Below are 20,549 nucleotides of genomic sequence, written 5' to 3'. Positions count from 1 at the left end.
TCTATCGCGCCGGCTTGTCCGGGGCAAGCGCGTTTCCGACTTCGGGCATGGCGCGCGCGGCTTACATCCAGAAACTGATCGCCAGACAGGTGGCCAGCCCCACCCCGATGGTCAGCGGAATGCCGGCCTTGAAGAAATCGGTGAAGCGATAATTGCCCGCCGCATAGACCAGCGTGTTGGTTTGATAGCCAATCGGCGTGGCAAAACTGGCGGATGCGGCAAACATCACGGCAATGACCAGCGGTCTTGGGTCGACCCCCAGTTCCTGCCCCAGCGTGATCGCAATCGGCGTGATGATGATCGCGACCGCATTATTGGTGACAATCTCGGTCATGATCACCGACAGCACATAGACTGCAAAGACCAGACCCCAGGGCGGAATATCGCGCAACAGCGGCGTGAGCTGGGTGACAATCAGATCGACGCTGCCCGCCTGCTGCAGGCCCAGACCCACCGCGAGCATCCCGAAAATCAGCACCAGCACATTGCCGTCAATTGACCCCCAGGCTTCTTCGGCATCGATACAGCGGGCGAGCAGGATAGCCCCGACCGCGAGGATGGCCGCCACGGCCAACGGGATAATATTCAACGCCGCCAGCACAACAACGGCGACCAGCGCGCCAATCGCAATCGGGGCGCGGTCGCGGCGGAAGGCCCGGATCTTGGTCTGACCGACACCGAACAGGTTCGGGTTTTCGTACATCCGCTGGATATCCTGACTCGAGCCCGTCACCAGCAAGCGGTCTGCGGCGTGGATCCGGGCATTGGTCAGGTCGGAGCGCGGCAGGTTGCGATAGCGGGTCATGCCCAGGATGCGGACATTGAGCTGGCCGAGAAACGGAATATCGAACAGCCGGTTACCGATGCTCGGATGGCTGGGAGCCACCGTCGCCTCAACCAGTTCCTCGCCCAGCGGGCCGACATCGCCCGAGCGGACAATGCCAACCTTGAAATCGTCCGAGGAGCGCATCGATACCAGCTCGGCGAGGTCCAGCCGCACCACGATCCGGTCGCCGGCGCGCAATTCGTGATCCTCGAGATCATGACGAATATAGCTGCTCAGCCGCTTGATCGCCGACACGCTGACATTGGTGCGCCGGAAAATCGGCACTTCCGACAGCTTCTTGCCGATCGCGGTCGACCGGTTCCGGACCGTCAATTCGGTCAGAAAATTACTTTCATCGCTGCTCGCAAAAGCCCCGCCGACCTGCCCGCCAGGCAAGAGCCAGCTGCTGAATAGGGCCATCATGATGGTGCCGGCCACCGCCGCGACCAGTCCATATGGGGAGATTTCAAAAATCCCGAAGCCAGCCATCCCGGTATCCCGCGCCACCGCATCGACGATCAGGTTGGTCGAGGTTCCGATCAAGGTCGTGGTGCCGCCGAGAATGCAGATGAAACTCAGCGGGATCAGCAGCTTCTTCGACGAGATTCCGGTCGCCCGGGACAGCCGGATGATGATCGGGATCAGCACCAGCACCACCGGCGTGTTGTTCATGAAGGCCGAAGCGACAAAGGCGCCGAGAAACATCTCGACCACCGCCAGCTTCGGATGTTTCTTCGCGCGCTCGATAATGAACCCGGCAATCGCATCAATCGTGCCCGTGCGGAGCAGCGCTCCGGACAGGATGAACATCGCGGCAATGGTGATCGGTGCGGTGTTCGAAAAGACCGAAAACAGCCCGTCGGAATCGATGATTCCGAGAAACAGGAACATGCAGGCGCCGAGCACCGCGACCACCGCCGCCGGAAAACGCTCCATGAAAAAGCCGATGAACAGGAACACCAGAATAACCAGACCAATAATCGCCTTGTGCGCCTGGATATAGTCATCAATGACATGAAGGACGAGGTCAATCATCTAGAACCGGCTCATCCGCATTGCGCTCTGTGCAGCAGTTTCTGATCGGCCAGCACCAGCGCCATCATCGCCTCGACCACCGGCACGCCGCGAATCCCGACACAGGGATCATGCCGCCCCTTGGTCATGATCTCGGTCGCCTCGCCGTCGCGGGTAATCGTCTCGACCGGGGTCAGGATAGAACTGGTTGGTTTGAACGCCACGCGGCAGAAGACCGGTTGCCCGGTCGAAATCCCGCCGGCCGTACCGCCGCTGTGATTGGACAGGAATTGCGGGCCCTCCGTGCCGGGCCGCATGCGGTCGGCATTATCCTCGCCGCGGAGCCGTGCGGCTGCGAAACCATCGCCAATCTCGACCCCTTTGGTGGCATTGATCGTCATCATCGCGGCGGCCAGTTCGCTGTCCAGCTTGGCATAGACCGGTGCGCCCCAGCCCGCGGGCACGCCGGTTGCTTCACAGGCGATGATTGCGCCAAGACTGCTGCCGTCCTTGCGCGCGTCGTCGACCAGCTGCTCCCACCGTTTGGCCGCTGCGGCATCAGGACAGAAAAACGGATTGCGGTCAATTTCGTCGGTATCAAATTGCGCCATATCAATCGCATCTCCGCCGATTTCCGCAACCCAGGCGCGAATCGCAACTTCCGGCAGCGCCAGCCGCGCGACCGCACCTGCGGCGACGCGGGCAGCGGTTTCGCGGGCACTGGAGCGCCCGCCGCCACGATAGTCGCGAAAGCCATATTTGCTGTCATAGGCATAGTCGGCATGGCCAGGACGATAGGCTTTGGCGACTTCGGAATAGTCCTTCGACCGCTGGTCGACATTTTCGATGGTCAGCGCAATCGGTGTCCCGGTGGTCTTGCCTTCGAACACACCGGACAGGATTTTCACCTGATCGGGTTCCTGTCGCTGGGTGGTATATTTGGACTGACCCGGGCGCCGGGCATCCAGATAGGGCTGAATATCGGATTCGCTCAGCGGCAGGCCGGGCGGGCAGCCATCAACCACGGCGCCGAGCGCGGGTCCGTGGCTTTCCCCCCAGGTGGAAAAGCGGAAAACATGGCCAAAACTGTTGAAACTCATTGATCCCCACTCATGTTTTGCAGACGGCCAAAGGCGGACGCGAAAAATCCTTGTCCTGACTGCGGCTTTTGGGCGGTCTCGTCAAGCCAAAGCGCGCGATAGCGAAGCGGTGACAAACCACGCCGCCGTGGCGCGCTAACGGTCAGTCCAGCGCGATATCGGGCGCGTCTTCCTGCTTCATGCCAACCACATGATAGCCGCCGTCGACATGATGGGTTTCCCCGGTCACGCCAGAGGACAGATCGGACAGGAAATAGAGCGCCGAAGACCCGACATCATCGATCGTCACATTGCGGCGCAGCGGCGCATTATATTCGTTCCATTTCAGAATATAGCGGAAATCTCCAATACCCGATGCCGCCAGCGTCTTGATCGGACCAGCGGAAATCGCATTGACCCGGATGCCATCCGGCCCGACATCATTGGCGAGATATTTGACCGAGGTCTCCAGCGCCGCCTTGGCGACGCCCATGACGTTGTAATGAGGAATGACCTTTTCCGCGCCATAATAGGACAGGGTCAGCATGGATCCGCCGGGTTCCATCATCGCGGCTGCGCGCTTGGCGACGGCGGTGAAACTGTAGACGCTGATATTCATCGTCATCAGGAAATCATCCAACGTGACATCGAAATATTTGCCGCGCAGGGCTTCTTTATTGGTGAACCCGATCGCATGAACGACAAAGTCGATGGTCGGCCATTTTTCCGCCAGTTCGGCAAATGTACTGTCGAGTTGATCCATGTCGGAGACATCGCAATCCAGCAGGAAATCACAGTTCAGTTCTTCCGCCAGCGGTTTGACCCGTTTGGCCATGACTTCGCCCTGATAGCTGATCGCCAGTTCCGCGCCCGCTTCGGACAGCTTCTGGGCAATACCCCAGGCGAGGGATTTCTTGTTCGCCAAGCCCATGATCAGGCCGCGCTTGCCCTTCATAATTTGGTTCATAGATGGTCCTTTTGCTCTAACCTATTGCGCCCTAGATAGCCGCCAGCGAGTTGATTTTCCAGCAAATCATCACAGCGCCTCTTCCGAATCGGTTTCGATCCGTCCCGGCCGGTCGGCGAGCGCCGCGTTGAGCTCCGACCCGATCACCATGCCCAGTCCGATGAGATAGAAGAAGATCAGCGTGATCATCACCCCGGCAAGACTGCCATAGGTGAGTTGATAATTGGCGGCATATTTCAGGAACAGCGGCAACAACCCGGTAATCGCCAGCCACCAGCCGCTGATGAACACCGCGCCAGGCCATTTCGGATAATGGCGCGGCCGATATTGGCGCGGGGTGAGCAGCCGGAACAGCAGATAGAGCGTTATGAACAAGGTGATGAACGGCAGCGCATTGGACAGCGACAACCACAAGCCATCGGTTTCGAGGCCCGGAAAATATTCCCCGAGAAACCCGGTCAGCGCCGCGACGACAAATTGCGCGCTCAACGCCAGCATGGCGAAAAAGACCGACAGGATGATCAGGCCCACCGAGGTCAGGCGATATTCCCAGAACGCCCGCTGCGCCTGCACGCCATAGGCGCGATGGAGAATTTCGCGGATCGTCTCGATCAGGCTCGCGGTGGTCCATAAACCCACCGCCGCGCTGAACCACAGCAACGGGCCCGTCCGCGCGCCCATCGCGTCATTGATCGGGTCGTGCAGCGCATTGGCGACCGACGGCGGAACGGTCTGCAGAAACGCCTCGACAAAATTGGTGCCGACGGTGGTCTGGCCAACGCTGCCGGCAATCGCCGCGGCGACGATGAAAAAGGAAAACACCGCCAGCAGCGCGAGATAGGCAAAATTGCCGGCAAAGGTGAAGCCGTCGCTATACACGCCGACCGCGGTGCGCTTGACGACAGAGATGACCTGGCGCGGCAGCGGTTCGCTGGCCAGTTCTTCCGCCGCGCGCGACCGGCGCTGACCAGAGTCCGTTTCCGCCGCGCTGCGGTCCTGACGGCGCGCTTCTGGGGATAGGGGGAAGCTTCAGACATCGGACCAACGGCACCGCACCGCCGCTAAGAGGCCGGAAACCGGGTCGGAGGCTCCACCGGCCAAGGCTAAACGCCCATATGTCCGCGCGGATTGCCGGCGCCGTCCCAATTTTTCACAAATTCGGCCAGCGCGGCATCATCCTCCGGCAGATCGATCATCAAAATCACCAGCTGGTCACCGCGACCACCGGATTTCTTGTGAAAGCCCCGCCCCTTGAGCCGCAGGGTCTTGCCGGATTCGGATCCCTTGGGAATCGACAGCATGACCGGTCCATCGACCGTCGGGACCTTGATCTTGGCACCTTCGACCGCTTCCTTGAGGCTGATCGGCAACTCCAGCGTTACATTATCGCCATCGCGTTCATAAAAGGGATGGCTGTTGATGTGGATCGTCACAATCGCATCGCCCGCTCCGCCGGCGCCCGGACGGCCTTTTCCGGCGAGCCGCATTTGTGTGCCTTCCTCGACGCCCTTGGGCAGGCTGAGATCAATGGTTTTGCCGTCTTCCAGCGTGATCCGCTGTTTGTCGAGGGTCGCCGCGGCGATAAACTCGACCTTGAGCCGATAGGAAACATTGGCGCCCTTGGGCGGTGGCGCGCTACGCTGGCGCGAGCCGAACGGGGATGACCGCCCGCCGCCGCCAAACAGGCCTTCGAAAATATCCCCAAAATCCGCGCCATCATTGCCGAAATCAAACTGCTGGCCGCCCGCCCCGCGATTATAGGCGCCGCCGGCCCCGCCGCCAAAGCCGAAACCGGCCGGATTGCCGTCGGCATCAATCTCGCCGCGGTCAAATTGCGCCCGCTTGTCCTTGTCCAGCAGCAGGTCATAGGCTTTGGTGACATCGGAAAACCGTTCCGTTGCCTTGGGATTATCCTTGTTGCGGTCGGGGTGGAGCTCCTTGGCCAGCTTGCGATAGGCGCTCTTAATCTCCTTCTCGCTCGCGCCTTTGGCCACGCCCAGTGCCTGATATGGATCTGCCATTACTCTACCTTTTCAACTCCTTACCCTGTATAACATTGGGTGATCGGACGCCTATTTCAACCAGTGTCTTATTGAGGTACTACGGCATCTGCAACTCTATTGTGGCGCGATGCGCGCACCAGCAAATAAAGCGTCAGACCAAAGGGCCCGAGCATCAGCACGAAGAATAATATCGGTATCTGCAGCCAGCGTGCAAATCCGTAAGTATCCGCATTGCGGGCCACCCACAGGCCGACAAACAGATCGAAGGCGAGATAGTGGATCCAGCCAATCGTCGCGCCGCCTTCACTGGACAACAGGGCCTGGACACCGGCCAGGGTCGAGAAACTGCCTTCTCCGCCGCCCTCGATCATACTGGTCATCAGCGGAATGATGATCACCGCATAGGTCAGCGACAGCAAACCGACACCGCCGTAAAACAGGCCCTTCAGAACAATATCCCGGCGCGGCGCCAGCGCGAGGATCAGCCACATCAGCAAAGCCCAGCTGTTGGTAAGTGTGAAAATCAGTTCCCAGTCCATGTCATCCTGCCCCATTTCCTTGTTGCCCAGCGACTAGCACGAAACCGGCGAACATGAAATTGCGCAAAAGCGCATGCTGCTCAAACCGCGCGGACCGGTTCCCCTGGCCGTTGCCGGCTTTGCCACTGGTCATCCATCCAGCTCGGCGCATCGGAGGGTGGCAACAGGGCATGGCCAAGGATCATGTCGGACACGCGTTCCGCGACCATGATCGTCGGTGCATTGATATTGCCATTGGTGACGGTCGGAAAGACCGACGCATCGACAACCCGCAGCCCGTCCACGCCGATCACCCGGCACGCGCTGTCGACCACGCTTCCGGGATCGTCTGCCGCGCCCATTTTGCAGGTTCCGCAAGGATGATAGGCGCTTTCGACATTCTCTTTCACCCAGGCATCAATCTCGGCATCGCTCTGCACATCCGCGCCGGGCTGGAGTTCCGCACCGCGATAGGCGTCCATCGCCGGCTGGGCGATAATCTCGCGGGTCAGGCGAATGCAGTGGCGCCACACCGCGATATCATCTTCATGCTGCAAATAGTTGAACAAAATGTCCGGCACCGCCATGGCTGCGGCCGATCGGATATGCACATGGCCACGGCTTTTCGGTTTGTTGGGGCCAACATGCACCTGGAACCCATGACCTTTGAGCGACGGCGTGCCGTCATAGCGGATCGCGGCGGGCAGAAAATGATACTGGATGTCGGGGGATTTGCGGCTGGTTGTTGACCGGATGAACGCGCAGGATTCAAAATGATTGGTCGCGCCCAGTCCCGATTTGAAAAAGAACCAGCGCGCCCCGATCCACAGCTTGCTGAGCCATCCCAATTTGCTATTCAGGCTGATCGGCTGGGTGCAGTGAAACTGGAAATAGACTTCGAGATGGTCCTGCAGATTTTCCCCGACGCCGGGCAGCGCATGCACGGTCACCACCCCCGCCGCCGCCAGCACGGCCGGAGCCCCGACACCAGAACGTTGCAGGATTGCCGGCGAGGCAATCGCCCCTGCGGACAGGATGATCTCGCGACCGGCACGGATCGTCTTTTGCACGCCATCATGGGTCAGCACGACATGGTCTGCGCGCTTGGCCCGACCCTCTCCGCTATCATCCGTGGCAAAGCCGATATGATCGACCACCGCCCCGGTCCAGACCGTCAGATTGGGGCGGTGCTGCGCGGGTTGCAGATAGGCCCGCTTGGTTGATTGCCGGACACCGCCCGCAACGGTCATGTGCATCGCGCCAAAACCTTCCTGGCGGAATCCGTTATAGTCCTCGGTATGCGGATAGCCGGCCTCGACGCCAGCATCTATAAACGCCTGATAGAGCGGGTTGCCGGTCATGTTATTGCCGCCACTGACCCCCAGCGGCCCCGCGCCGCCGCGATAGACATCCGCGCCGCCCTGCCAGGTTTCCGACCGTTTGAAATAAGGAAGGCAATGGGCATAATCCCACTGCTCCGCGCCCGCGTCCGTCCATTCCTCGAAATCACAGCGATGCCCGCGCACATAGACCATGCCATTAATCGCCGATGTACCCCCAAGCCCCTTGCCGCGGGGGCAGGAAATCTGCCGCCCGTCGAGACCGGGTTCTGCCGCGGAATCATAGCCCCAGTTATATTTTTCCGATGCCATCGGATAAGACAAGGCGGTGGGCATATCGATCAGGATATCGCGCGCCTGACCGCCGGCTTCGAGCAACAACACCCGATGCGCCCCGTCCGCGGTCAGCCGGTTGGCCAGCACACATCCCGCGGAGCCAGCCCCGATAATGATATAATCCCATTCGGAATCCGTTGTGACCGCCATGTCTGCTAGTCCTTTCCTGCGATCGCCCTAGCCAGCCGGTCGCTCCGTTGGAAGGCCAAAGCATAGATCGCGCCATAGAGACCGATCACGACCATGCCGATCCATTCGATCTTGAGCGGGGTGAACTGGTAGAGCAGGATCAACCCGCAGAGCAGGCTCCAGTGCAGCAGCACATATTTCTCCGTCCCCAACCGGTCGACGGTGAGGTCGAGATTCTCCGAATAGAGCCGGGTCAGCGAGTCGAGGGAATTGATCACGAAGATGATGCCCACAACCACCATCGCGGCCTGCAGCCCCCCGGTCAGGACCAGCGCCTCTGCATGATAATGATAGAGGATGGCAAACCACAAGGCGATCGGAACAGAGGGCAGGATCAACAAGGCGCCCAGCAATTGCGGCGGCGTCAGCCCGCCGACAAAGCGCGCGACAAACTGGCCGATCATGATGCTCCAGGCGAACCACCAGAATAGGTAGAAGGCGTGGTAATCGGTTAGCGGCGCGACAAACCGATGCAGATTGGCGAAATAGCCGCCGAGCTTGCGGCCGCTCTCGACCATGTCAGCGGCGCCCATTTGACTGGCGAACAGCATTGTGACCGCCAGAGCGAGAAACAGAGCAAAGGAGGCAAAGCTCAGCCATTGGACAAAACGCAGGTCGGTGCTCGAACAAACCGCAGCGAGGACGACCAGTCCAACCAGCGCATAGCGCGCAGCCGGCGCAATATCGGTGATATAAGTGGGCAAGTAACTGAAAAAGAGGAAGCCGGTAAACGCGCAGGTACTGATGATCACAACATTATTGACCAGTTTCACCCAGCCAATTTCAAACAGCTTGAGCCGCGGTTCGATGACGCAAAAATAGAATGTGGTGAGAAAATAAAAGCCCCAGACCAGAAAGCCCCAGAACCCGAACTCAATCGCCAGCGGATTGGTGAAGGCATAGGGCGTTTCGGTTGCATAGGTCGGGAATTCGGTCAGCGGAAACATGATCAGACCAACATCAAGGCCGGATGTGAACAGGATGGCGATAAAGGCCAGGAGGCTGCTCGGTTGCGCGCCGACCATTTTCAAATGGCGGTAACGCAGCACCAGAAAGACCGAACTCAACAGGGTGATCAGGATTGCAGCGGTCAATATGATATGCGCAAGGGGCAAATGGCATTCCTGACAATCGTGTTGGCGCCGCGCAACCTGCACTGGAACGCCGGACAGTTTACTAGGCTTTTCAAACCCTAACCGCCTCTTTATGGGTGCGATAGCGATTTTTTGCGGATGGTGTCAGAAACAGCGAAGGGGGCTGTGCGGTGGACTATAATACAGCCTTGCTGATCCACGCCGGTGCGTTGCTCTATATTGTCGCTTTTCTCATCCGTGACGAATTGCGGCTGCGATTGCTCGTGCTGGCAGGCTCGTTCTTCTATCTGCTCTATTATTTCTTCTACCCCGCCATCCCGCTATGGGATGCGATTATCTCGACCGCGATCTTGACGCTGGCCAATATCATCGTGCTGTTCCGGATCATCCTCGAACGCACGATGTTTGCGCTGAGTCCACAGGAACGACAGCTGTTTCAGGCTTTTGAAGGGTTCAGCCCCGGCCAGTTTCGCCAGCTGCTCAAGATCGGTCGCTGGGCCATGGCCGATCAGCCGGTGACGCTGACCGCCGAAAAACAGCCTCTGACAAAGCTCTATTATATCATCGATGGCGCGGTTCAGGCGGAAAAAGGGGCGCACAGCTTCACGCTGCAGGCCGGCACATTTATCGGTGAGATCGCCTTTGTTCTCGACGGCTTGCCCACCGCGACGGTCACCGCTCCGGCCGGAACCGACTATGTTGAATGGGACAGCGCCGCGATCACCGCCTTGATGGCCAAGTCAACCGCGTTCGAAAATGCCATGATGGCGCTGCTGAGCCGCGATCTGGCAGACAAGCTGGCGACCAGCATTCAGCCGCAAATCGACAGCGTCCAACAGATTGCGGTTTGAAGGCCCGGCTGACGCAATCGGTTTGAGGGACTGGATGCCCGCTCAGAATCGATAATCATCTCCGATGATGACCGGCGCGCGGCGAAATCCGAATGTGCCCTCACCAAACCAGTTCTTGCCATCGGGAAACCGCAGTTCGACGCCGGTCAGATCACTGCCCTCAAACAGCTTCATATTCACGCCCATGCGATCATTCTGTCCGCTGCTGGCGACAAAGGCTTCAGTCAAAATCCAGTGCGTGGTTGCGCCGCAGCGGTCGCAGAAGCGGATTTCGACCGCCGGCTCGGGATAATCCCGGCGCGTATAGCCCTGACCGGCTCCTGAAACCGTCACGTCCGCTGGATCAAAATAGCCCCAGATACCGCCGCTCTTGCGGCACAAGCTGCAATCGCAATCCTGCATATAATCCGGACGCTGCGCAATCGTCACGCCAATCGCACCGCAATGGCAACGGGCTTCCAGGGGAGGCTGTTTGATCATGCCGGTTTTCTCCTCATGCGTTCCGGAGACGATAGCTGAACCCGGCATCGGCGAACAGTTTAACAAGATGTTTCCGGCACGTTATTTTTTTCATCACCCTGTTTGTTGGAGCGAATCTAACTTTCTGTGCTTAACGATGTGTAACACGCCAGACGGGAGGAAATGGATCGCCGGGGGTTTCACAGCCGACCGAATGGCGCTCCTCATATCCCCAAAAGAAAGACGAAGACTACATAGCCGATGACACAATTAGACGTTAAGGCGCCCCGTTCCGGCACCGCCAAACCCCATGTCCTGATCATCGAGGACGATCATGTCAGCCAAGTGATGATGGCAGAAATGGTGAATCGCATGGGCTATATCTCAACCGTCGCCAGCGATGGACTAAACGCGCTGGTTCTGTTGAGCTCAGCCCTGTCGGAAGGCTGGATGTATGATCTGGTACTGACCGATCTGGACATGCCCAGAATGGACGGGTTTATCACCGCGCAATCGATCCGGGTGCTCGGTCTAACCGAACAAAATCTGCCGATTATTGCGGTCTCCATCGATGATGACTCGGCGACCATTGCCAAAGGAAAAGCAGCCGGTCTCCAGGATCACATCGCCAAACCTGTTATGATGGATGCGCTCAGAAACACGCTCAAGAAATGGACCGGCCGCAAAGCCGTGCGAGACGCAGCGCTGTAGCAAAAGCCGGCCAGGGCGCGGTGGTTCCGGCGGCAACAATATGATAAGACGCCGCATGATGTTCAGATTTATGCCCGCACTCATGGCCGCTCTTCTGATCGGTTCCGCGTCCCAGGCGCAGCCCGTCAGTCCCCCGATCGAAGGCACCGGCCCGGTCCGTCTGGTGTTCGTGGTGGATCCCGATTTTGTCGGCGTGGTCATTGAATCGCCCATGGCCAATTATGGCGTCACATCGGACCTGGATTTGCCGGCCCGCAATCATGGCGTGCCTGATTTTCAGGACTATCGGGACCTGCGCGCGCGGCTTTCGGCAGCGATCAATCCCGATATCGAAGGCATTGAAGCTTCGGTCGGTTCGCATTTTGCCTTCACCCCCACGGCGGGCTGTCGATATGACGAAGGCAGCGAGAGCATTTTCAAACAGGACGGCGAATGGATTGTCAGTTTCGATATTGAATTTGTCTGTGTGAACAAGGCCCGGTTGAAGGATGTTTCGATAAACCTGTTCGATCTCGGCGGCTTTTCATCCGGGTCGGCGAAGGTGATCAATGGCGATGCGGAAACCACGGTGGACGTGAACGGAATTCAGCGCAAAATCGATCTTTGGTAGCGGCCAGTGGCCCGGCGGGGCTTAACCGAGAACATCGCGCCTTTGCGCTTTGCCCGGGATTTTTTCTGCGGCCCACCGGTTGCGATGGAGGAAGAAACAACCGATGGGCCTTGCAGACGGCCGGGCGAACCGGCCAGTGCTTTCATCGACACGCCGCGCGGCGCGCCAAGTCAGCGTTCAGGCCGCGACGCTCAGTCGAGGTCAAAGCGGTCCAGGGTCATCACCTTGGTCCAGGCCGCGACAAAATCCTCGACAAATTTGGCCTTGGCATCGTCGGCGGCATAGACTTCGGCCAGCGCCCGCAATTGCGAGTTGGAGCCAAAGACCATGTCGGCGCGGCTGCCGATCCATTTGAGATCACCGCTGGTGCGATCCCGGCCCTCGATGACGGTTTCGGCTTCCGACGTTGCCCCCCAGCCGGTTTCCATATCGACCAGATTGACGAAAAAGTCGTTGGTCAAGGCGCCGGGCCGGTCCGTGAACACACCCAGGGACGACTGGCCATGATTGGTATCGAGCACCCGCAGGCCGCCGATCAATACGGTCATTTCCGGCGCGCTGAGAGTCAGCAGCTGGGCCCGGTCGAGCAGCATTTTTTCCGCCGGGATGGTGCATCCTTCTTTCATGAAGTTGCGGAACCCGTCGGCTTGCGGTTCCAGGGCCTTAAAGGATTCGACATCGGTATCCTCTTGCGCCGCATCAGTCCGGCCAGGGGTAAAGGGCACGGTCAGGTCATGACCAGCAACCTTGGCCGCCTGTTCAATCGCGGCGCTACCGCCAAGAACGATCAGGTCAGCGAGCGACACCTGCTTGCCCGTTTGCGCCGCGTTGAACTGCGCCTGGATGGTCTCCAGCGCGGCCAATACGGTTTGCAGCTGGGCCGGTTGATTGGCCTCCCAGTCCTTTTGCGGAGCGAGACGGATACGCGCCCCGTTGGCGCCGCCGCGCTTGTCGGACCCCCGGAAGGTCGACGCCGAGGCCCAGGCCGTCGCGACCAGTTGCGATACGGTCAAGCCACTGGCGAGGATCTGATCCTTGAGGCTGGCAATATCGGCATCGTCAATCAGGTCATGGGTGACCGCCGGAATCGGATCCTGCCAGAGCTGCGGTTCGGCCGGCACCATCGCACCCAGTCCCAGTTCATAGGGACCCATGTCGCGGTGCGTCAGCTTGAACCAGGCTTTGGCAAAAGCATCGGCAAATTCGTCGGGATTTTCATGGAACCGTTTTGCGATCACGGCATAGTCCGGATCCATTTTCATCGCCATGTCTGCCGTCGTCATCATCAGCGGCTGGGTTTTGCTGGCATCATGGGCGGCCGGCGGTTGATCGGCGTTTGACGCCGCCGTCGGGGTCCATTGATGGGCACCGGCCGGACTCTTGGTCAATTCCCAGTCATAGCCGAACAGGACATCAAAATAGCCATTGTCCCACTGCACCGGATTGACCGTCCACGCGCCTTCAATGCCGCTGGTAATCGTGTCGTCGCCAGCACCGCTGCCGAAACTGTTGGTCCAGCCGAGGCCCTGCTCGGAGAGGCTTGCGCCTTCCGGTTCGCGGCCGACATATTGATCGGGATCGGCCGCGCCATGCGCCTTGCCGAAGGTGTGACCGCCGGCCACCAGCGCCACGGTTTCCTCGTCATTCATCGCCATGCGCGCAAAAGTGTCGCGAATGTCAAAGGCCGAAGCGAGCGGATCGGGATTGCCATTGGGGCCTTCCGGATTGACGTAGATCAGACCCATTTGAACGGCACCGAGCGGATCTTCCAGCGCACGGTCGCCACTATACCGCTTGTCCCCGAGCCATTCGGTTTCGGGGCCCCAGTAGATATCTTCTTCCGGCTCCCAGATGTCGACCCGGCCACCGGCAAAGCCGAAGGTCTTGAAGCCCATGGTTTCGAGCGCCCGGTTGCCTGCGAAGATCATCAGATCGGCCCAGGAGAGTTTCCGGCCATATTTCTGTTTGATCGGCCACAACAGACGGCGGGCCTTGTCAAGATTGCCATTATCGGGCCAGCTGTTGAGCGGTGCAAAACGTTGCGATCCGGACCCGCCGCCGCCGCGACCATCCTGAATCCGGTAGGTCCCGGCACTGTGCCAGGCCATGCGAATGAAAAACGGACCATAATGGCCATAGTCGGCCGGCCACCAATCCTGCGAGTCGGCCATCAGCGCATCGACATCCTTGGCCAGCGCATCGAGATCGAGACTTTCAAACTCGGCGGCATAGTCATATTCCACGCCCATCGGATCAAGCGCTGGCGGATTCTGGTGCAATATCTTCAGGTTGAGCTGGTTGGGCCACCATTTCGGGTTGGACATTTCGGTTGATGCGGCATTTTTGCCGACGCTGCCCATGACCGGGCATTTGCTGAGTTCGTTCATGACGGGGTCCTTTCCTAATCTGTATCTGCACGCGGTATATCAGCAACCGACTGATCGATTAAACCAATATAATGTTTTAGAGAGAGTGGCTTTTCCACTAAGTCTCGATCTTGGCGGCGCCCGCCGGCCACGGGAAAGCCAACAAGTTCTCTTTCCTCGCCTCTAGCACGCTGATAAGGCGGGCGTATGACACAGGATCCCTTCACGCTGTTTGACAGCTGGTTTGCCGAAGCTCGCGAAACCGAGCCCAATGACAGCAATGCGATGACCATCGCGACCGCCAATGCCGATGGCCAGCCGGCGGCCCGGATGGTTTTGCTCAAAGGCCATGATCCGGACGGCTTTGTGTTCTACACCAATCAGGAAAGCCGCAAGGCCGCCGATATTGCAGCCAATCCGCAGGCCGCTATCCTGTTTCACTGGAAAAGTCTGCGCCGGCAAATTCGCATCGAGGGCCGCTTGTCGACGGTCGCCGACGCGGTGGCCGATGCCTATTTCGCGACGCGCAGCCGGGATTCGCAACTGGGGGCCTGGGCGTCTGCTCAATCGCGCCCGCTCGACAGCCGCGCAACCTTTGAAGCGCGCTTTGCCGAAATGCAGACCCGTTTCGATGGTCAGGAGGTCCCGCGTCCGCCCCATTGGTCAGGCTATCGGCTCCGCCCGCAACGATTCGAATTCTGGCAGGATCGCGCCCACCGTCTGCACGAGCGCCGGACGTTTGACCGTACTGACGACAGCTGGACAGAAGGAATGCTGTACCCATGACCATCGCACCGCCGACCCCGAACCACAATTTCCTGCATTATTATCACGTCGATGCTTTTGCCGACCGGCCCTTTGCCGGAAACCAGGCCGCGGTGATTCCGCTCGAGACCTGGCTGGATGACACCGTGATGCAGGCGATTGGCGAAGAGAATAATTTTGCCGAGACCGCATTTTATATCCCGGACGCGACCGGTGCAGCCGACTATGAGCTGCGCTGGTTCACGCCAACGATCGAGATCGCCTTGTGCGGCCATGCCACGCTGGCCTCCGGTCATGTCATTCTGGCGCAGGACCCTGATCGAGACCGGGTGACCTTCCGCACCCGCCAGGCCGGTATCCTTTCCATGGTCCGTGATGGTGATGGCTATGCCCTCGACCTGCCAGCCTATCCGCCGACCCCGATGGCGCTGCCCGAAATCACCGCCCTGGTCGGCGGCGAACCGGTCGAGACCCAGTTTCACGAGGGGCGCTATAATGTGCTGCGCTATGCCGATGCCGATGCGGTGCTGGCGCTCAAACCCGATTTCAAGGCGCTCGCGGCGCGCGGCAATGAACAGCTGATATGCACCGCTCCGGGCACCGACACCGATGTGCTCAGCCGGGTCTTTGTGCCGGGCGCCGGGGTCGATGAGGATAGCGTGACCGGCTCTGCCCATGCGGTTCTGACACCATTCTGGGCCAAACAGCTGGGGCGCGATGCGTTCACCGCCTATCAGGCCAGCGGGCGCGGCGGCTATGTCCGCTGCCGCCTGGAAGACGATGCCGAAAATCCCCGCGCCTGGCTCGGCGGACAATGCGTGACCGTCGTGGAAGGGCAGTTCCGCCTTTAGATTGGGCGCGCTTCGCAGGGTGGGCTCCGAACGGACCAGCTGGAGCCATGGCAGCGAGCCGCTGCGGTTCAGGGCCTGTCCTACATCGGTCGTTTCGTGCTAGGCACAGCTCCGGTTCTTTTCAGGTCGAAAAAATATCATCCCGGGTTTGGCCGAAAATGTCAAATCCAGGGCAAGTATTTGTAAAATAACCTGAAACAACTCTAATCTTCGGATCTGCAGGCTGTGAATTGTGTGAACTTTGGTTGGAACAGCCTGCCTATTCGACCGGGAACAAGGCGACGATCCGGCCAATCTGGTCGCTCATCGGTCGGTTGACATCATCCTGGGTCTTGCCGAGCCGGACCACTGTCAGTTTCTGGTCCGGTGAAACGACAATCTGCTGGCCGAGATGCCCGAGCGCGGCGAAGACCGTATCGGGTGCCATGTCGGGGAACAGGATCTGGTTGCGCCCCTCCGGCCGCCGCTTGTTGAGCCAGATATGCCCGCCATAGGCTGGATCATTTTCGGACGAGGTCCGCATGAACTGCACCCAGTTGACCGGCAAATGCTGCGCGCCCTTGCGCGCGCCATTATTGCGCAGAAATTCACCAAATTTGGCATAGTCGCGGGCGCTCGCCTGAATGATACTGCCGCCGAGAAACGTGCCATTGGCATCAAATTCAAAGAAGGTCCCGTCCATATCGAGCGGCTCGAGCAACCGTCCGCGGATAAACCGCATGGCGGCGTTGCGGCGCACTTGCGGATCGGTGCTGCTGGTCAAGGTCCGGGTGATGATATCGGCCAGGATCATGCTGGTCGCGGTGCTATATTCAAACTTCTCTCCGGGCTCCGCCTCCATCGGGCGGGCTTCGGCATAGCCGGCCATGTCGGCCGACCCGTCGAGAAACAGCATCTGCTGGGTATCGGCCTCATAGAGCGTCTTGCCGTTTTCCTCCGCGACTTCGGTATGATCAAGGCCGGAGGACATGTGGATCAGCTGGCGCAGGGTGATCGCGCCGCGCGGATCACCGGGGCGTTGCCAGGCCGGGACCGGCGCCGGATCGTCGAGCACCAGCCGTCCATCGGCGACCAGAAAACCGATCAGCGCGCCGGTAAAGGACTTGGCCATCGACCAGCTGATAAACCGGGTGTCCTCGTCATAGCCTTGGCCATAGCGCTCGGCGATAATCTCGCCGCGATGCATGATCAGCACCGCACGGGTTTCGGCCATGGCCGGGTCTTCGAACAACGGCGCAATGGCCGCATCCAGCCGGCTTTTGCTGATCGGGCTGGCGTCCGATATATAAGCCAGCTCTTCCGCCGTCTTGGCGCGCGGCACCGCCGCTTCGTCACTGGCGGCGCAGCCGGACAGCACAAGAGCCAAGGCGGATAGGGTAGCGATTTTCAACTTGTACATGATCATGGGTTGCACCAATAGAAGCGCCTATGGCAACTGTAAAAGACAATCCCGCACCGCCGTCATCGAAGCGCCGCCTGGCGCTGATCATAGTCGCGCTGTTCGCCCTCATCCTCGCTGCCGTCTTTGCCTATAATTACAGCTTTATCAAAGGCCAGCTTGGCATCGGCACCGCCTATGGCGCCCGGGTCGCCTGTTCCTGCCATTATGTTGGCGGGCGCGATCTGACCGACTGCGAAAAGGATTTCGAACCGGGCATGGAAGTCATCGGCCTGTCGCTGGACGACGAGAAGAAGCGCGTGACCGCCTCGGTGCCGCTGCTCGCTTCGGCAACTGCGGAGTTTCGCGAAGGCTGGGGCTGCGTCATGCTGACACCGGACGAAGCAGATCAATAAGCCCTGATCGATCGGGTCAGCAACTCAGACCGCAGCGGCGGCCAACCATTGCTGTGACACGGCTCCGGTTTTTTCGATCCAGCCGCCGCCGAGAACCCGCTCCTTGTTATAGAAGACCGCTGCCTGACCCGGCGAGACCCCATATTCGGGATTGTGGAATCGCAGCTTACCCTCTTCGAGGCGCGCGTGAGTCGGCTTCGCCATTGAGCGCACCTTGACCTGCATCGGCCCCTCAAAATCTCCGCCAATCCAGTTGATGTCGCGCAAGCTGGCCGATGCTACCGCCAGCGCCTGCTTCGGCCCGACAAACACCCGCTTGGTTTCCGGTTCGAGACGAATCACATAAAGCGGTTCGGCCTGTCCGCCAATTTCCAGACCCTTGCGCTGGCCCACAGTATAATGGATCAGCCCCTTATGCTGGCCCATGACGGTGCCGTCGATATGGACAATCTCGCCGCCATCATCGGCGTCGGGTCGCAATTTGCGGACGACCTTGGCATAATCGCCATCGGGCACGAAACAGATATCCTGGCTGTCGGGCTTGAACGCAACCGCCAGTCCCATCTCTTCGGCAATCTCGCGGACCTGGGCCTTGGGCATGGCGCCGAGCGGAAAGCGCAGATAGTCGAGCTGATCCTTGGTCGTCGCGAACAGGAAATAGCTCTGGTCGCGCGCCGGATCGATCGCCCGGTGCAATTCGGCCCCGTCAGGCCCCATGATCCGCCGGACATAGTGGCCAGTGGCGAGACAATCCGCTCCCAGCTCGCGCGACAGGTTGAGGAGGTCGGTAAATTTCACGCCCATATTGCACTGCACACAGGGAATCGGCGTGCGGCCGGCCATATATTGATCGGCAAACACATCCATGACCGATTCCTGGAACCGGCTGGCATGGTCGAACACATAATGCGCGATACCCAGTTTCTCGGCCACCGCCCGGGCGTCGCGAATATCCTGTCCGGCACAGCAGCTCCCGGCCCGGCCCACGGCTTCGCCATGATCATAGAGCTGGAGGGTGATGCCGATAGTCTCCGCACCGGTGCGAGCGGCCAGGGCGGCGACCACGCTCGAATCGACTCCGCCGGACATCGCCACGACGATGCGCTTGCCGGTCAGATCGTCGCCGAGCTGAAAATCACCCTTGATTCGTTCTTCTGTCATGGACATCCCCTTAACCGCCAAGCGCCCGAAGCGCCAGTATGCAGCGGTTCGTGCGCCATATTTCCGAATATGGTTCATATTGGGACGAAAGCCCGGTTCCACCGGAAGATTTGCTTAACCAGTCCTAAGACCGCGTGAACGCCGCCTTTACGTAAGTTTATATCTTCGGCGCTAGAACCGCGTTTATGGAAATGAACTTCCCACATAAGAGTCTGACTGCAGACGGCACCAGCGATGATGGTGATGCAGGCGAACGGCTGAACGCGCTTGTGGCGCATGCCAGCGCGCGCCAGTCGCTGTCATACTCGGCCCGTGCGGTCGTGGCTGATCGGGACGGCTGGTTTGAAGAGGCGGCAGAAAATGACACCGCTTTGGACGACCGCATCCGGCTGTTTGCCGGCCAGGCGCTATCGAAGACGTTCTTTCCCAACGACCGGCGCGGCGATGCGAGAGGGCATTTCTGGACCGGTGAGACCAGTGAAGACACACCAGATGAGACGGCAACGAGTCAAATATGAACGCGCTGTTTACCTTGGTGATTTAGTAGTTTGAAAAGCCCAGTAGCTAGAGATGTAAAAACATCCGGTGAACAGCAAAAGCCGCAAGGCAAATTTGAGGGTAGTATGATCGAGAACCAAAAAATTAAACCTGCACAAGTTGTCGGACCTTTGGGTGAGCCACTGACCGTGGATGACTTGCCAAAGCCAGGCACGACCCGCTGGGTTGTCCGGCGCAAGGCCGAAGTTGTTGCAGCCGTCAATGGCGGATTGCTGACCGTTGACGAGGTTTGTGATCGGTACAGCCTGTCGCTCGAGGAATTTGCTTCGTGGCAGCGCGCGGTGGACCGGTCCGGGATGCCCGGTCTGCGGGTTACCCGCATCCAGCATTATCGCGACCTCTATGAGCGTCAGCAGAAATATTGATCATCCGACCGATTTCATTGCCATCCTTCAGGCCCTGCGGAGCGATCCGCAGGGTCTTTTTTGTGCATGGTGCAAGGAAGGCCTGACCTTCAAAAGGATGGCGCGCCGTCCAGCCCATCCAGTGTTCCGCAGAAATGCCAGCCCTCTTTTTGCAATAAATTGCGCATGTTTGTGTTTGATCTGCTGGTCGATGTCCAGACTTCGCGGTGATCATCCGCGACGGACTCGATCAACGCACGCCCAAACCCCAATCTTCGGGCATTTTCGGCGACAATCAGCAGAGAAACAAACGGCTTTTCAAAGAAATAGCTGCTGTCACAGCAACAAAAACCAACACCCTGTCCGCGTTCAAACGCCAATGTCAAACCGCCTCGTTCGGCGATCGCACGAATGTAGCTGGCGCGGTCGCCCGTACCCGTTTCACGCTCGTCAACGGCGATGGCTAAGTTGATTTCCTCTGCGGCTTTGCCCGTTCGAACCTGCATGCTGTTCGTATATCATAAATTCTGTTCGAAGACACTTGCCTCAGGCGCGGTGGATGGCGTGCCACCGCCCCAGGAAATCGCCCATTTTTCTCGCTGCAATCTGATATCCTTGGCGGTCAAACCGCGCTGTCGCCTATCTTTTCTCACGAACGTCCAGACCGGTTTTTTTGAACATTTTCTGGCCTGTTTCCCAGTTTTGTATATTAG

At 59.2% G+C, this 20,549-nt stretch carries 21 protein-coding genes; 8 read left to right on the top strand and 13 right to left on the bottom strand.

Going from position 1 to position 20,549, the window contains the following annotated elements:
- Positions 1-61: 61 nt before the first annotated feature.
- The 8 genes from ACZ1GS_RS00935 to ACZ1GS_RS00900 form a co-directional block, all read right to left on the bottom strand.
- Positions 62-1,861, bottom strand: coding sequence for an SLC13 family permease (locus tag ACZ1GS_RS00935; RefSeq protein WP_472696633.1), 1,800 nt, complete (start codon positions 1,859-1,861; stop codon positions 62-64).
- A gap of 11 nt (positions 1,862-1,872) precedes the next feature.
- Entirely contained in the window at positions 1,873-2,940 is a 1,068-nt protein-coding gene (gene aroC / locus ACZ1GS_RS00930; RefSeq protein ID WP_472696632.1) for a chorismate synthase, read from the bottom strand.
- A 142-nt stretch (positions 2,941-3,082) separates the two neighbouring features.
- On the bottom strand, positions 3,083-3,886 hold the full coding sequence (gene fabI, locus ACZ1GS_RS00925; protein WP_472696631.1) for an enoyl-ACP reductase FabI: 804 nt from the start codon (positions 3,884-3,886) through the stop codon (positions 3,083-3,085).
- A 69-nt stretch (positions 3,887-3,955) separates the two neighbouring features.
- On the bottom strand, positions 3,956-4,765 hold the full coding sequence (locus tag ACZ1GS_RS00920) for a YihY/virulence factor BrkB family protein (protein WP_472696630.1): 810 nt from the start codon (positions 4,763-4,765) through the stop codon (positions 3,956-3,958).
- A gap of 224 nt (positions 4,766-4,989) precedes the next feature.
- Complete coding sequence (locus ACZ1GS_RS00915) at positions 4,990-5,907, bottom strand: DnaJ C-terminal domain-containing protein (RefSeq protein WP_472696629.1); 918 nt, start codon at positions 5,905-5,907, stop codon at positions 4,990-4,992.
- A gap of 68 nt (positions 5,908-5,975) precedes the next feature.
- Entirely contained in the window at positions 5,976-6,443 is a 468-nt protein-coding gene (locus ACZ1GS_RS00910; RefSeq protein WP_472696628.1) for an ABA4-like family protein, read from the bottom strand.
- Between the two features lie 65 nt (positions 6,444-6,508).
- The gene (gene betA / locus ACZ1GS_RS00905; protein WP_472696627.1) at positions 6,509-8,233 is read right to left on the bottom strand and encodes a choline dehydrogenase; all 1,725 of its coding nucleotides are present in this window, start codon (positions 8,231-8,233) and stop codon (positions 6,509-6,511) included.
- A gap of 5 nt (positions 8,234-8,238) precedes the next feature.
- A complete protein-coding gene (locus ACZ1GS_RS00900) occupies positions 8,239-9,387 on the bottom strand; it encodes a BCCT family transporter (protein ID WP_472696626.1) in 1,149 nt (382 codons plus the stop codon).
- A 149-nt stretch (positions 9,388-9,536) separates the two neighbouring features.
- Here ACZ1GS_RS00900 and ACZ1GS_RS00895 point away from each other — a divergent pair, with 149 nt between their 5' ends.
- Positions 9,537-10,217: a cyclic nucleotide-binding domain-containing protein gene (locus ACZ1GS_RS00895; RefSeq protein WP_472696625.1), complete on the top strand. Its 681-nt coding sequence runs from the start codon at positions 9,537-9,539 to the stop codon at positions 10,215-10,217.
- Between the two features lie 42 nt (positions 10,218-10,259).
- On the opposite strand, the gene ACZ1GS_RS00890 is transcribed toward ACZ1GS_RS00895, so the two are convergent.
- A complete protein-coding gene (locus ACZ1GS_RS00890) occupies positions 10,260-10,697 on the bottom strand; it encodes a GFA family protein (RefSeq protein ID WP_472696624.1) in 438 nt (145 codons plus the stop codon).
- A gap of 240 nt (positions 10,698-10,937) precedes the next feature.
- On the opposite strand from ACZ1GS_RS00890, the gene ACZ1GS_RS00885 reads away from it, so the two are divergent.
- Together ACZ1GS_RS00885 and ACZ1GS_RS00880 are read left to right on the top strand one after the other, a co-directional pair.
- Positions 10,938-11,387 carry a response regulator gene (locus tag ACZ1GS_RS00885; protein ID WP_472696623.1) on the top strand — a complete coding sequence of 150 codons (450 nt, stop codon included), beginning with the start codon at positions 10,938-10,940 and terminating at the stop codon, positions 11,385-11,387.
- A 55-nt stretch (positions 11,388-11,442) separates the two neighbouring features.
- The gene (locus tag ACZ1GS_RS00880) at positions 11,443-11,997 is read left to right on the top strand and encodes a hypothetical protein (RefSeq protein ID WP_472696622.1); all 555 of its coding nucleotides are present in this window, start codon (positions 11,443-11,445) and stop codon (positions 11,995-11,997) included.
- 191 nt (positions 11,998-12,188) lie between these two features.
- Here ACZ1GS_RS00880 and katG read toward each other — a convergent pair whose 3' ends face one another.
- Positions 12,189-14,384, bottom strand: coding sequence for a catalase/peroxidase HPI (katG, locus tag ACZ1GS_RS00875; RefSeq protein WP_472696621.1), 2,196 nt, complete (start codon positions 14,382-14,384; stop codon positions 12,189-12,191).
- Positions 14,385-14,570: 186 nt separating this feature from the next.
- On the opposite strand from katG, the gene pdxH reads away from it, so the two are divergent.
- Together pdxH and ACZ1GS_RS00865 are read left to right on the top strand one after the other, a co-directional pair.
- A complete protein-coding gene (gene pdxH, locus ACZ1GS_RS00870) occupies positions 14,571-15,149 on the top strand; it encodes a pyridoxamine 5'-phosphate oxidase (RefSeq protein ID WP_472696620.1) in 579 nt (192 codons plus the stop codon).
- Entirely contained in the window at positions 15,146-15,979 is an 834-nt protein-coding gene (locus tag ACZ1GS_RS00865; RefSeq protein WP_472696619.1) for a PhzF family phenazine biosynthesis protein, read from the top strand. Before pdxH ends, ACZ1GS_RS00865 begins: the two co-directional genes overlap by 4 nt.
- Before the next feature lie 259 nt (positions 15,980-16,238).
- Here the strand turns inward: ACZ1GS_RS00865 and ACZ1GS_RS00860 are convergent, their stop codons facing one another.
- Positions 16,239-17,393, bottom strand: a complete 1,155-nt coding sequence (locus ACZ1GS_RS00860) for a serine hydrolase domain-containing protein (protein ID WP_472698045.1) — start codon at positions 17,391-17,393, stop codon at positions 16,239-16,241.
- A 14-nt stretch (positions 17,394-17,407) separates the two neighbouring features.
- On the opposite strand from ACZ1GS_RS00860, the gene ACZ1GS_RS00855 reads away from it, so the two are divergent.
- A complete protein-coding gene (locus ACZ1GS_RS00855; RefSeq protein WP_472696618.1) occupies positions 17,408-17,773 on the top strand; it encodes a hypothetical protein in 366 nt (121 codons plus the stop codon).
- Between the two features lie 24 nt (positions 17,774-17,797).
- On the opposite strand, the gene mnmA is transcribed toward ACZ1GS_RS00855, so the two are convergent.
- Positions 17,798-18,934 (bottom strand): tRNA 2-thiouridine(34) synthase MnmA, encoded by a 1,137-nt coding sequence (mnmA, locus tag ACZ1GS_RS00850; protein WP_472696617.1) that lies wholly within the window; start codon positions 18,932-18,934, stop codon positions 17,798-17,800.
- A 191-nt stretch (positions 18,935-19,125) separates the two neighbouring features.
- Between mnmA and ACZ1GS_RS00845 the strand changes: the two genes are divergently transcribed.
- Positions 19,126-19,452 (top strand): hypothetical protein, encoded by a 327-nt coding sequence (locus tag ACZ1GS_RS00845; protein ID WP_472696616.1) that lies wholly within the window; start codon positions 19,126-19,128, stop codon positions 19,450-19,452.
- Between the two features lie 105 nt (positions 19,453-19,557).
- The gene (gene sciP / locus ACZ1GS_RS00840) at positions 19,558-19,857 is read left to right on the top strand and encodes a CtrA inhibitor SciP (protein WP_472696615.1); all 300 of its coding nucleotides are present in this window, start codon (positions 19,558-19,560) and stop codon (positions 19,855-19,857) included.
- Between the two features lie 89 nt (positions 19,858-19,946).
- Here sciP and ACZ1GS_RS00835 read toward each other — a convergent pair whose 3' ends face one another.
- Positions 19,947-20,342: a GNAT family N-acetyltransferase gene (locus ACZ1GS_RS00835; RefSeq protein WP_472696614.1), complete on the bottom strand. Its 396-nt coding sequence runs from the start codon at positions 20,340-20,342 to the stop codon at positions 19,947-19,949.
- Positions 20,343-20,549 lie beyond the last annotated feature (207 nt).

The organism is Parasphingorhabdus sp. W113, assembly GCF_055693205.1.
The sequence above is the reverse complement of the archived record's forward strand: the minus strand, read 5'-3'. Positions and strand labels throughout refer to the sequence as shown.